We start from the raw sequence: 12,641 nt of genomic DNA on the forward strand, positions 1-12,641 counted from the left end.
AGCCTGGTCAGCCCCTTCACCGCTCCCCTGCCCAGCCTTCTCGAAGGCAGCACCGGTAGCGTCCGACGTATGTCTGCCTCAGAGCTCTATTCGACCCCGCTCACCCTTATCGACGGCACGGAGACGACCTTCGGCCAGTTCGGTGGCAAGGCCGTCCTGGTCGTGAACGTCGCCTCGAAATGTGGGTTCACCCCGCAGTACGCCGGTCTCGAAGCGCTCTACCAGAAGTACCAGGACGAGGGACTCGTCGTGCTCGGCCTTCCCTGCAACCAGTTCATGGGACAGGAGCCAGGGGCCGAGGCGGACATTGAGTCGTTCTGCCAGATGAACTACGGCGTCACCTTCCCGCTGAGCGTGAAGGTCGACGTGCGCGGCAGGCACCAGCACCCGCTTTACGCTCAGCTGACCAAGTTCAAGTCGGGCCTGCTGCCCGGTCTGATCAAGTGGAACTTCGAGAAGTTCCTGGTGAGTCCCGGGGGCGAGATCGTCAACCGCTTCGCGTCCACGGTCGAGCCGGAGTCCGACGAGATCGTACAGGCGATCGAGAAGACCCTCGCGGCCAACGCCGCCTAAGACCCCACCGAGCCGGTTGGAGCCCCCGGCTCCCCCGGGGTGGGTCGGCCCCGGCCGCGCTCGCGCGTGTGGTCAACTCAGGACATCCGTCGCCCGGCTGAACCTGCCGCCGCGGACCAGTGCGGAATAGGCGCGGATGCCCGGCGTGGCCAGACGTATCTCCTGATTAAGCCACACGGCGCCTCGGGTATGCCGCAGGGCTTACGCGGTTCGGGCAATCAGCGGTCGCTCCGCCCCGCGCTGTGCCAGAGGCAGCTAGTGCTCCACCGAGTCGGCCGGAGCCGGTCCCGTCGGAAATCCCGGTTCCGGCGGAACGGCCGCCGCCCGCCGCAGCACGGCCTCGGCGTGGCGCAGCAGGGGTGCGTCGATCATGCGCCCCTGGTAGGCGAACACGCCCCCCTCTCCCGCGGCCGCCTCCAGGATCTGCCACGCCGCCGTGACCTCGGCAGGCGTGGGCCGGTAGGCGGCCCGGATGACGGGCACCTGGCTGGGGTGGATGCAGGCGGTGGCGCGAAATCCGCTCGCGACCGCATCCACCACCTCGGCCTGCAGACCCTCGAGGTCGGGGATGGCCAGGAACACGCCGTCCACGGCCGCCTTGTCGTTGGCCCCGGCCGCCAGGAGCACAGCGGACCGAGCGTGGCGGGCGATGGCGCGGTAGCTGCCGTCGGGGAACCGGCTCGAGCTGCCACCGAGCGAGGCCACCAGGTCGTCGGCGCCCCACATCAGCGCCACCACATTGGGCTCGGCCGCAATCGAGGGGGCGGCGAGCACCCCCGCGGCGGTCTCGCAGAGTGCGATCACCTCGAACCGGGCCAGAGCGGCGAGGTGGGTGGCGCTCACGGTCTTCGGCAGCATCACGTAGCGGTACAGGGTGTCGTCGAGGGCGGCGAGGTCAAGCTGGAAGTCGGGCGTGTCGGCCGGGTTGACGCGCACGACGGTGCGTTCGGGGTCGAGCGGATGGCTGACCAGCAGGCCTCGAGCGCGTGCCCGGTTGCCGGGCAGGAGCGCATCCTCCAGGTCGAGGATCACGGCATCCGCCCGCTCCGCCGCCTTGCGATACCGGTCGGGGCGGTCGGCCGGGCAGAACAGCAGCGCGGGTCCAAGGTCGAAGCTCATTGGACGGCCTCCCGGCACCAGACCAGCACCGTGCGCTCGGCCGTGGCCACCACGTCGCCCTTCTGGTTCCGACCGGTGTGCCGGAGCGTGACCAGCCCCTGGCCCGGCCGGGACGCCGACAGCCGGCGGGCGGTGACGATCGTGTCGGAGTAGAGGGTGTCGCCGTGGAAGAGCGGATGCGGGAACGTCACCTCCCCGAAGCCGAGGTTCGCCACGATCGTGCCCTGCGTCAGCTGCGCGACCGAACTGCCCACCAGCGTCGCCAACGTGAACATCGAGTTGACCAGGCGCTGCCCGAACGGCTGGGTGGCCGCCCACGCCGCGTCAAGGTGCAGTGCCTGCGAGTTCATGGTCAGCGTGCTGAAGAGCACGTTGTCGGCCTCGGTCACCGTGCGACCGGGGCTGTGCCGGTAGCGGGCCTCGAGGTCGAATTCCTCGTAATACAGTCCGCGCTGCTCGATCGTGCGTCGTTCGTCGTTCATTTTCCTCCCGCCTAACCGGTGAACCCAAGCGCCCGCGAGATGACCATCAGCTGAACCTCGGTAGTGCCTTCACCGAGCTCGAGCACCTTCGAGTCGCGGTAGTGCCTCGCCACCGGGTTCTCGTTCAGGAACCCGTATCCGCCAAAGATCTGGGTCGCGTCGCGAGCGTTGTCCATGGCGGCTTCGCTTCCCACCATTTTGGCAATCGAGGCCTCCATTTTGAAGGGGTGTCCGTGCACCATTTTCATGGCCGCGTCGTAGTAGGCGAGGCGGGCCGTGTGCACGCGCGCCTGCATCCGCGCGATCTTGAACGCGATGTGCTGGTTGGAGCCGATCGACCGGCCGAACACGTTGCGCTCGTTGGCGTAACGGATGGCCTCCTCGAGGCAGCCCTGCGCCGCGCCCGTGCACAGCGCGGCGAAGGCGATCCGCCCCTCGTCGAGGGTCTGCACGAAGTTGGCGAAGCCGCGTCCGCGTTCGCCGAGCAGGTTGGCCTCTGGCACGCGCACGTTGTCGAAGAGCAGCGGATGCGTGTCGGAGGTGTGCCAGCCCACCTTGTCGTAGGCCGGCAGCGCCGTGAACCCGGGCGTCGGGGTGGGCACCAGGATGGCCGTGAGCTCCTTCTTGACCGAGCCGTCGGGGCGCTGGGACTCGCCGGTGACGGCTGTCACGGTGACCAGCCGGGTGATTTCGGAGCCGGAGTTGGTGATGAACTGCTTCGTGCCGTTGATGACCCATTCGCCGCCGGTGAGCTCGGCCGTGGTTCTGGTGCCGGCGGCGTCGGAGCCGGCATCGGCCTCGGTCAGCCCGAATGCGGCGAGCGCGCGCCCACTGGTCAGCAGCGGCACCCACTCCTGCTTCTGCTCCTCGGTGCCACGCCGGTAGACCGGCATGATGCCGAGCCCCACGCCGGCCTCGAGGGTGACGGCGATGGACTGGTCGACCCGGGCGAGCTGCTCGACGGCGAGGCAGAGCGCGAAGTAGTCCTGGCCCTGGCCGCCGTACTCCTTCGGGAACGGCAGGCCGAACAGTCCCAGCTCCCCCATCTGGGCGATGATGTCGTAGGGCAGGCTGCGCTTGGTGTCGTACTCGTAGGCGGCCGGCGCCACGACCGTGTCGGCGAAGTCGCGCACGGTGTCGCTGAGCTGCTGCTGCTGCTCGGTCAGTTCCTGTTTCACGTTGGGTCTCCCTTGACTGGCGTGGCTGGTGGTGTGGCTTCCGTCCCGGTGGTCACGGCGGCGGCGGCGGTGGCGGCGGCGGTGACTGTGGCGACGATCTGGTCGAGGCGCACGAGGTCACCCGGGCGCACGCCGATGGTGAGCCGGCCATCCGTCTCGGCCAGCAGATGGTGCTCCATTTTCATGGCCTCCACGGTGAGGATGCGCTGGCCGGCGACGATCAGGTCGCCCGTGGCGAGGTGCACGGCAACCACTGTCCCGGGCATCGGCGAGCGCACCTCCGGCCGGGCCGCCCCGGCCTCTCCTCCGGCCCGGTCGAGGCCGGCGAGGCGGTCGGCGAGCTGCTCGGCCCGGGAGCGGTGCACCAGCTCGGTGCCGAAACCGCTCTGGCCGAGCCAGAGGCGCGGACCGTCGGCCACAAGCTGCAGCACCTCAAGGCGGTCGCCCAGTTCACAGGCGAAGGTGTCGGCGCGGCCGGTGACGGGCGCGAGTCGGCCGGGAACGGGCGTCCGTTCGTCGATGGCCACGCTCAGGCCGTCCGGACCGGTCAGCACGGCAACGTCGACGGTTTCGGTGGCGCTGACCCGCAGGCTGTAGTGCACCGGCCGGGCCGGACCGAGCCGCCAGCCGCTCGGCTGTGCCCACAGGCCGGCGGTGGCGCTCGTCGTGGTGGCGGTGGCGCGCGCGTGCAGGAACAGGGCCGCGGCGGCCGGCAGGTGGTCGGGCAGCGGTTGCCCGGGCATCCCCCGGAGTCCGAGACCGGGCAGGCTGCGCTCGATCAGGCCGGTGTCGAGGCGGCCGGCGCGCACGTCGGGGTTGTGCAGCAGCAACCGGAGGAACTCCACGTTGGTGTGCACCCCGAGCACCACGGTGTCGGCGAGCGCCCGGTCGAGGCGGGAGAGGGCCTCGGCGCGGTCAGCACCCCAGGCGATCACCTTGGCGAGCATCGGGTCGTAGACCCCCGAGATCGGCAGGCCCGGACGCAGCGAGCTGTCGACCCGGATGCCCGCGCCGACCGGTTCGGACAGGCTGCGCACGGTGCCCTGGCTGGGGAGAAAACCACGCGCCGGGTTCTCGGCGTAGAGGCGCGCCTCGATCGCGTGCCCGGTGAGCACCACCTCCGCCTGGGTGAGCGGCAGCGGTTCCCCCGCGGCGATGCGCAGCTGCCACTCGACCAGATCGAGGCCGGTGACCAGCTCGGTCACCGGGTGCTCCACCTGCAGCCGGGTGTTCATCTCCATGAAGAAGAACTGGTCCGGGGCCGCATCGGAGACCAGGAACTCCACCGTGCCGGCGCCGGTGTAGCCGACGCTCCGGGCGGCCTGGCAGGCTGCCTCGCCGATGCGTGCCCGCGTGGCCGGGTCGAGCAGCGGAGAGGGAGCCTCCTCGATCACCTTCTGGTGGCGGCGCTGCAGGGAGCACTCGCGCTCACCGAGGTGGATCACGGCGCCCGAGGCGTCGGCGAGCACCTGCACCTCGATGTGCCGGGGCTGATCGATGAAGCGCTCGAGCAGCAGGGTGTCGTCGCCGAACGCACCCTGCGCCACGCGCCGGGCCGTGACGAGCGCGGCGGCGAGCTCGCCCGCGGCGTCGACCCGCAGCATCCCCTTGCCGCCGCCGCCCGCGGACGGTTTGATCAGGAGCGGGTAGCCCACCTCCTCCGCGGCGGCGATGAGCTGCTCGTCGGTCTGGCCGGGCCGGGAGAACCCGGGAATGACGGGCACACCGCTGTCGGCGACATGGTTCTTGCCGCGGATCTTGTCGCCCATCACGGCAAGGGCGTTCAGACCCGGTCCGACGAAGACGAGGCCGGCGGGGGCGCAGGCGCGGGCGAAGGCCTCGTTCTCACTGAGGAATCCGTAGCCGGGATGCACGGCGTCGGCGCCGGTGGCCGCCGCGGCCGCCAGGATCGCGTCGATGTTCAGGTAGCTCGCCTGAGGCGCGGCCGGGCCGAGGCGCACCGCGGCATCCGCGAGACTCACGTGCAGCGCATCACGGTCGGCATCGCTGTAGACGGCCACCGAACGGATGCCCATCGTGCGCAGGGTGCGGATGATGCGGCAGGCGATCTCGCCGCGATTGGCGACCAGCACGGTCTCGAAGGGTGTCGAGGACGGTGTCGATGCGTTCGGTGTCGGTGCGTTCGGTGTCGGTGCGTTCGGTGTCGGTGCGTTCGGTGTCGGTGCGTTCGGTGTCATGATGCGCCTCACATCCGGAAGAGGCCGAAGGCGGTGTCGGGCAGGGGTGGCCCGGAAACAACGTCGAGGGCCAGGCCCAGCACGGTGCGGGTGTCGGCCGGGTCGATCACCCCGTCGTCCCAGAGCCGGGCGGTCGAATAGTAGGGGCTGCCCTGCCGCTCGTACTGGGCGGTGACGGGCGCGGTGACCTCCTCCGCGGCATCCGTCGACCAGGGCAGGCCGGCCTTCTCCCGCTGCTCGCGTTTGACGGTGACGAGAACGGATGCGGCCTGCGGGCCGCCCATCACGGAGATGCGGCTGTTCGGCCACATCCAGAGGAAGCGGGGCGAGTAGGCGCGGCCGCACATCGAATAGTTGCCGGCGCCGAACGACCCGCCGATCACGACCGTGAGCTTGGGCACGCGCGCGGTGGCGACGGCGGTGACCATTTTCGCGCCGTTCTTGGCGATGCCGCCGGCCTCATAGTCGCGGCCGACCATAAAACCGGAGATGTTCTGCAGGAACAGCAGCGGGATGCCGCGCTGGTCGCACAGCTCGATGAAGTGTGCACCTTTGAGGGCGGATTCGGAGAACAGCACACCGTTGTTGGCGATGATGCCGACCGGATGGCCATGCAGATGCGCGAAGCCGGTGACCAGGGTCGTACCGTACTCCTTCTTGAACTCATGGAACTCGCTGCCGTCAACCAGCCGCATGATCACCTCGTGCACGTCGTAGCGGCCCTGCGGGTCGGTCGGCACCGCGCCGTAGAGCTCGGCCGGGTCGGCGACGGGGTCGACGGCCGGCATCCTCGGCCAGGCCGGCGGCGGAGGCGCGGGCAGGTAGCGCACGATGTCCCGCACGATCTGGAGTGCGTGCTCGTCGTCCTCGGCGAGGTGGTCGGTCACCCCGGAGGTGCGGGCATGAAGGTCACCGCCGCCGAGCTCCTCGGCCGTGACGATTTCGCCGATCGCCGCCTTCACCAGCGGCGGGCCGCCGAGGAAGATGGTTCCCTGATTCCGTACGATCACGGTTTCGTCGCTCATCGCCGGCACGTAGGCGCCGCCCGCGGTGCAGGATCCCAGCACGGCGGCGATCTGCGGGATCTTGGCCGCCGACATCCGGGCCTGGTTGTAGAAGATGCGGCCGAAGTGGTCACGGTCGGGGAAGACCTCGTCCTGCAGCGGCAGGAAGGCCCCGCCCGAATCGACCAGGTAGACGCACGGGAGCCGGTTCTCGAATGCGATCTCCTGCGCCCGGAGGTGCTTCTTGACCGTCATCGGATAGTAGGTTCCGCCCTTGACGGTGGCGTCGTTGGAGATGACGAGCACGTGGCGGCCGTGGATCAGCCCGATCCCGGCGATCAGGCCGGCACCGGGGCTGTCGTCGCCGTAGAGGCCGGTGGCGGCCAGGGGTGCGATCTCGAGGAAGGGGCTGCCGGCATCCAGCAGCCGGTCGATGCGTTCGCGCGGCAGCAGTTTGCCACGGGCGAGGTGGCGCTGGCGGGAGGCCTCGGGACCGCCGAGGGCGACGACGGCGAGACGGCGGCGCAGATCGGCGACGAGCTCGCGGTGGGCGGTGGCGTTCGCGTCGAAGGCCGGACTGGTCGAGTCGATCAGACTCGCGAGTGTCTCCATCGACGACTTCCCGCTTTCCCGCTTGAGTGTTCAGCCGGTACAGTTAGCGTGCACTAACCGAAAATCACGTTAGCGGTTCCTAACTGAGTTGTCCAGAGTTTCCGCGTGAACGGAGCATCGAATGGGAGTCCTCCCGTCGTCGCCGACGGCTCGGAGCCAGGCCAAGGCCGACCGGCGGCAGGCCCTGCTCGGGGCCGCCGCCACGCTGTTCGCCCGGTCGGGCTACAACGGGGTCTCGATCGAGGACCTCGGCGCGGCCGTCGGCGTGAGCGGGCCGGCCGTCTACCGGCACTTCAGCGGTAAGCCGGCCGTGCTGGCCGCGCTGCTGGTGGAGGTCAGCGAGACGCTGGTGGCGGGCGGGCAGGCCGTGGTCGCCGGCGCTCCGGATGCCGCGGGCGCACTCCACGCGCTGGTGCGCTTCCACACGGACTTCGCCCTCTCGCATCCGAACGTCATCCGTGTGCAGGACCGGGACCTGGACAGCCTCGCCGCCCCAGACCGGCACCAGGTGCGCGCCCTGCAACGCACCTACGTGGAGCTGTGGGTGCGCGTGCTCGGGCAGGTGCACCCCGAGGTTGATGCGCCGCTGCTGCGCATCCGTGCCCAGGCGACGTTCGGACTACTGAACTCGACCCCGCACACGCTGCCGGCGTCGCCGAGCGGCAAGGTGCGGCCGCTGCTCGAGGAGATGGCGCTCGCGGCGCTCGGGGCCGGGGGGCTCGCGGGCGGCGGGCTCGCGGGCGGCGGGCTCGCGCCGGCGTGAGCCGGGCATCCGTCGACGAGCCATCAGACGAATCCGTCACCGGCTCAGGAGACGGTGGTGCAGACGCAGAGCTCGTTGCCCTCGGGGTCGGCCAGGACCCACCAGTCGGGGGCGTGCTCGTCGGTGAGGAGATCGCCGCCGGCGGCGATGACGTCCTGCACCCGGGACTCGGCGTCGATCGTGGGCAGATACACGTCGAGGTGGATGCGGTTGCGCTCGGTGCGCGCGATAGCCATCGTCTGGAACCAGACCCGCGGTCCCTGGTCGTGTGGATCGACGAGTTCGATCTCGCCCTCGCTGTCGACCTCCACGTAGCCGAGACCCACCCGCCAGAACGGCCGGATCGCTTCGGCGTCGGTGCAGTCGATCGCCACGTCGTAGCGGGCCGGCCGCACCGGCGCACGGTCGGCGCCCTGCGCAGCCGCGAGTTCCTGGATGCGCAGCGCAAGCCGCAGGTCACGGTCGGTCACGCCGCCGGCGTCGTGGGACGAAAGGCGGAAGCCGACGCGGCCGTAGCCGAGCCGCACGTCGGGGTGGTGATTCATCGCATCCGCCGCCTTGGCAACCTGGTCGACCAGGCGCACAGCCGAGGCGAAGTCCCGGGTCGTGAACGAGCCGTGCAGGGCGCCGTCGAGGTGGACGAAGGCACCGCCGGAGAGCACGGACTCGGTGTCGAGAGGGGTGAGGAGGGTGCCCGGTGATTTCATCCCCCCACTCTGCTGCGCGGTCCGAACCCCGTCAAGGCGCGCTCGGGAGCATCCGTTGCCGGCCGGCTCCCGCAGGCTGCGAACCAATTCGACGGAGATTTTTGGAAAAATGCCCGGTTTACCCGCATTTCGGGGTGTGGGAGCACGATCTCCGTCGAATTCGTCAGGGACTGACCACTGACTCCTACAGGAGGGCGAGGGCGCGCGCGGGGTTGGCGAGAATGCCGGCGACGTCGGTCAGGAACCGGGCCGCCTGCTCGCCGTCGACGAGACGGTGGTCGAAGGCGACGCTGAGAGTGACCACCTGCCGCAGCGCGACCTCGCCGCGATACTCCCACGGCCGCGGCGCGATCGCTCCCAGCGCGAGGATCACGGCCTCCCCCGGAGGCAGGATCGGCGTGCCCGCATCGATGCCGAACGAGCCAATGTTGGTGATCGAGATCGTGCCGCCGTGCAGGGCGGCCGGGCTGGTCGCTCCCGCCCGGGCGGTGCTGGTCAGTGCGGCGAGCGCCGCGGCGAGGTCGGCGAGAGCCAGCCGGTCGGCATCCGGGATGCTGGGCACGATCAGCCCGCGCGGCGTGGCGGCGGCGATGCCGAGGTTCACGTAGTGGAACTGAACGATCTCGCCGGCCGCCTCGTCCCAGCGGGTGTTGACCTCGGGCGTGCGGGCGACGGCGAGGCAGAGCGCCTTCGCGACCACGGCAAGGACGCCGATGCGCGCGTCGGCGAACCCCCGGTCGCGTTTCAGCGCGTCGATCAACTCGATCGTCGGCGTCACATCCACGGTCAGGAACTCCGTGGCGTGCGGCGCGGTGAAGGCGCTCTGCACCATGGCGGCGGCGGTCTGCTTGCGCACGCTCCGGATCGGGCTGCGGGTTTCCCGGGCACGGGGCACGGATGCCGGGGGCCGGTCCTCCGGTTCGGCGCGTCCGAGCTCGAGTCCCGGCTCGTGCGGTGTGTGGCAGACGCCGAGGGCTGCGGGGGCGGCGTACGCCGCCACGTCCTCCCGAATGATGAGGCCCGTCGGACCGGTCCCGGTCACCTGGGTCAGGTCGACGCCCAGTGTGCGAGCCAGCGCGCGCACCGGCGGCGTGGACCGCGGGCGCTCCCCGGTAGCCGGCATCTCCCGAGTCGCGGGTGACGCGGCCGAAGTTGCGGCCGGCGTGGACGTTGCGGCCGGCGTCGACGTTGCGGCCGGCGTCGACGTTGCTGCCGGCGTCGACGTTGCTGCCGGAGTAGAGACCCCGGCCCGGCCCGGCGCATCCGTCGCCCCCGCGCGGGCTCGTCGCTGCGGCCGCCCGCCACGCTCGACCGCGGCGCCGTACCCCACGAGCACGGCCAGCCGTTCGGGCTCGCCGGCAGGAGCCGAAGGAGCAGCAGGAGCAGAGGGAGCAGAGGGAGCCGCATCGGCGGGAGGAGCGGTTGAAGGAATTGAGGGAGGCGCGGCGCCGGCGACCTCGAAGGAGACGATCGGGTCGCCCACGTGCACGGTGGTGCCGGGCTGCTGGTGGAGTTCGGCGACCACACCCGCGAAGGGCGACGGCAACTCGACGACGGCCTTGGCCGTCTCGACCTCGGCGATGAGCTGGTTGAGCGTCACCGTGTCGCCGGGCGCGACCCGCCAGGCAACGATCTCCGATTCGGTCAGCCCCTCGCCGAGGTCGGGCAACCTGAAAACCTTGATCATCGTCGTCGTCCCAGCACTCGGTCGACGCCATCGAGCATGCGGTCGAGGTCGGGCAGGTGGTGGCTCTCCAACTTCGCCGCCGGGTACGGGATGTCGAAGCCCGTGACCCGCACCGGTGAAGCCTCAAGGTAGTCGAAGCAGCGCTCGGTGACCTCGGCGATGATCTCGCCACCCAGCCCACCCGAGCGGGAGGCCTCGTGAGTGACGACGAGCCGGCCCGTTTTGCGAACGGATGCCTCGACGGCGGCGTAGTCGATCGGCGAGAGCGAGCGCAGGTCGATGACCTCGACCGAGATGCCCTCGTCGGCGGCGGCGAGCGCGGCATCCGTCGCCGTGGACACCAGCGCTCCGTAGGCAAGCAGCGTGACGTCGGTGCCGGCGGCCACGACCCGGGCACTCTCGAAGGGCTCGCCGAGTTGCGGGGTCACCGGGCCGGCAGCGTGGTAGCGGCGTTTGGGCTCGAAGAAGAGGACCGGGTCGTCGGAGGCGATCGCCTGGCGGATCAGGCTGTAGGCGTCCTGCGGGTTCGAGACCGCGATCACGCGCAGGCCCGAGGTGTGCGTGAAGTAGGCCTCGGGCGATTCGGAGTGGTGCTCGGCGGCGCCGATGCCGCCGCCGAACGGCACCCGGATGGTGATGGGCATGCGCAGGGCCCCCTGGGTGCGGTAGTGGAACCGGGCCACCTGGCTGACGATCTGGTCGAATCCGGGGAAGATGAAGCCGTCGAACTGGATCTCGCAGACCGGGCGGTAGCCGCGGTACGCCAGCCCCACCGCGGTGCCGATGATGGCGGACTCGGCCAGTGGGGTGTCGACGACCCGGTTCGGCCCGAACTCGGCGAGCAGGTCGCTGGTCACCCGGAACACGCCGCCGAGGGCGCCGATATCCTCGCCGAGGAGCACCACCTTCGGGTCGTCGAGCATGGATTGGCGCAGCCCGGCGTTGATCGCCTTGGCCAGGGTCAGGGTCTTCGTCTCCGTCAGCGCCGCCTCGATCGGCGGCACCGGCGTCACAGGAACGGGCGTCACAGGCACCGGCGTCACAGGCACCGGCGTCGCGCCGTTCGCGGGTGCAGCCGGTGCACTCCGGATGGTTTCGATTGACATCAGACCTTCCCTCCGGTCGGCTCGAAGCTCGCCAGGTAGGCCGCGTACTCCGCGCGCTGGCGGTCGACCCCGGCATGCGGGGTGGCGTAGACGTTGGCGAGCACGGTCAACGGCTCCGGGTCAGGCAGGCCGATGCAGCCGGCGCGCAGCTCGGCGGCCGTGGCGTCGGCCAGAGCCTGGGTCTCGGACTCCAGCTCGGGGGTGAACAGGCCGAGAGAATCGAGCAGCCGTCGCAGTCGCAGGATCGGGTCTTTCTTCGCCCACTCCTCGAGTTCGGCCGCGGGCCGGTAGCGAGTGGGGTCGTCCGCGGTCGTGTGCGGGCCCATCCGGTAGGTGACGGCTTCGATGAAGGTGGGGCCTCCCCCGGTGCGGGCGCGGTTCAGGGCCAGCCGGGTCGCGGCCATCACGGCCAGGATGTCGTTGCCGTCGATTCGGAGGCTGGGAATGCCGAACCCGGGGGCCCGGCCGGCGATGCCGAAGCGGGTCTGCAGTCCGACCGGCTCGGAGATGGCCCAGTGGTTGTTCTGGCAGAAGAAGACCACCGGTGCCTGAAAGCTCGCCGCGAACACGAGCGCCTCGCTGACGTCGCCCTCGCTGGTCGCGCCGTCGCCGAAGTAGGCCACGGCCACCGAGTCCGCGCCGTCGAACCGGGCTCCCATCGCCCAGCCCGTGGCGTGCAGGGTCTGCGCCCCGATGATGATGCTGGGCGTCGCCATTCGGTACACCAGCGGATCCCAGCCGGATTGCGCGGTGCCGCGCCACACCCGGAGGATGTCGGTGGGCGCTACGCCCCGGCACCAGGCGACGGCGTTCTCACGGTAACTGGAGAAGACGAAGTCGTCGGCGCGGAGCGCGCGGCCCGAGCCGATCTGCGCGGCCTCCTGGCCGAGCAACGGCGGCCAGAGCCCCAGCTCTCCCTGACGCTGCAGCGCCGTGGCCTCGGCGTCGATGCGGCGCACCACCACCATCTCCTGGTACAGCGCCGCGAGGTCGGCCCCGGTCACCTCCGCGACCCAGGGATCCAGATCGGCGTCGGCCAGCCGCATCCCCTCGGGGCTCAGCAGCTGCAGAAGAGTGTCGGGGGTCTCCCCGGTGTGGACAGTGTGCATCAGATGCGCTCCCAGCGTCGTTGCCGAAGTTGTTGAGAGCGTACGATTCCGCGACATGGAGCACAACCATGACAATAAATTTTGAGCAATTTGCCCTATTCAT

At 70.4% G+C, this 12,641-nt stretch carries 11 protein-coding genes; 2 read left to right on the top strand and 9 right to left on the bottom strand.

Annotation, left to right across the window (positions count from 1 at the left end; all coding sequences use genetic code 11):
* Positions 1-69 precede the first annotated feature (69 nt).
* Positions 70-573: a glutathione peroxidase gene (locus E3O18_RS15475; protein ID WP_134394663.1), complete on the top strand. Its 504-nt coding sequence runs from the start codon at positions 70-72 to the stop codon at positions 571-573.
* Between the two features lie 255 nt (positions 574-828).
* Here the strand turns inward: E3O18_RS15475 and E3O18_RS15480 are convergent, their stop codons facing one another.
* Genes E3O18_RS15480 through E3O18_RS15500 form a run of 5 tightly spaced genes read right to left on the bottom strand, consistent with a single transcriptional unit; the run spans position 829 to position 7,166 of the window.
* Positions 829-1,692 (bottom strand): CoA ester lyase, encoded by an 864-nt coding sequence (locus E3O18_RS15480; RefSeq protein ID WP_134394664.1) that lies wholly within the window; start codon positions 1,690-1,692, stop codon positions 829-831.
* Positions 1,689-2,174, bottom strand: a complete 486-nt coding sequence (locus tag E3O18_RS15485) for a MaoC family dehydratase (protein ID WP_134394666.1) — start codon at positions 2,172-2,174, stop codon at positions 1,689-1,691. Before E3O18_RS15485 ends, E3O18_RS15480 begins: the two co-directional genes overlap by 4 nt.
* Positions 2,175-2,185: 11 nt before the next feature.
* On the bottom strand, positions 2,186-3,352 hold the full coding sequence (locus E3O18_RS15490; RefSeq protein WP_134394668.1) for an acyl-CoA dehydrogenase family protein: 1,167 nt from the start codon (positions 3,350-3,352) through the stop codon (positions 2,186-2,188).
* Positions 3,349-5,550: a biotin carboxylase N-terminal domain-containing protein gene (locus tag E3O18_RS15495; protein WP_134418459.1), complete on the bottom strand. Its 2,202-nt coding sequence runs from the start codon at positions 5,548-5,550 to the stop codon at positions 3,349-3,351. The genes E3O18_RS15490 and E3O18_RS15495 overlap by 4 nt, the downstream gene beginning before the upstream one ends.
* Before the next feature lie 8 nt (positions 5,551-5,558).
* Positions 5,559-7,166, bottom strand: a complete 1,608-nt coding sequence (locus E3O18_RS15500) for a carboxyl transferase domain-containing protein (RefSeq protein WP_134394672.1) — start codon at positions 7,164-7,166, stop codon at positions 5,559-5,561.
* A 121-nt stretch (positions 7,167-7,287) separates the two neighbouring features.
* Here E3O18_RS15500 and E3O18_RS15505 point away from each other — a divergent pair, with 121 nt between their 5' ends.
* Positions 7,288-7,929, top strand: a complete 642-nt coding sequence (locus E3O18_RS15505) for a TetR/AcrR family transcriptional regulator (RefSeq protein ID WP_134394674.1) — start codon at positions 7,288-7,290, stop codon at positions 7,927-7,929.
* A 44-nt stretch (positions 7,930-7,973) separates the two neighbouring features.
* Here the strand turns inward: E3O18_RS15505 and E3O18_RS15510 are convergent, their stop codons facing one another.
* The 4 genes from E3O18_RS15510 to pdhA form a co-directional block, all read right to left on the bottom strand.
* On the bottom strand, positions 7,974-8,636 hold the full coding sequence (locus tag E3O18_RS15510) for a VOC family protein (RefSeq protein WP_134397524.1): 663 nt from the start codon (positions 8,634-8,636) through the stop codon (positions 7,974-7,976).
* A 184-nt stretch (positions 8,637-8,820) separates the two neighbouring features.
* Positions 8,821-10,323 (bottom strand): dihydrolipoamide acetyltransferase family protein, encoded by a 1,503-nt coding sequence (locus E3O18_RS15515; RefSeq protein WP_134418460.1) that lies wholly within the window; start codon positions 10,321-10,323, stop codon positions 8,821-8,823.
* Complete coding sequence (locus tag E3O18_RS15520; protein WP_134418461.1) at positions 10,320-11,429, bottom strand: alpha-ketoacid dehydrogenase subunit beta; 1,110 nt, start codon at positions 11,427-11,429, stop codon at positions 10,320-10,322. The genes E3O18_RS15515 and E3O18_RS15520 overlap by 4 nt, the downstream gene beginning before the upstream one ends.
* Positions 11,429-12,538, bottom strand: a complete 1,110-nt coding sequence (gene pdhA / locus E3O18_RS15525) for a pyruvate dehydrogenase (acetyl-transferring) E1 component subunit alpha (protein WP_134418463.1) — start codon at positions 12,536-12,538, stop codon at positions 11,429-11,431. The genes E3O18_RS15520 and pdhA overlap by 1 nt, the downstream gene beginning before the upstream one ends.
* Positions 12,539-12,641: the final 103 nt, after the last annotated feature.

Source organism: Cryobacterium sp. TMT2-42-4, assembly GCF_004402645.1.
Classification (GTDB): Bacteria; Actinomycetota; Actinomycetes; order Actinomycetales; family Microbacteriaceae; genus Cryobacterium; species Cryobacterium sandaracinum.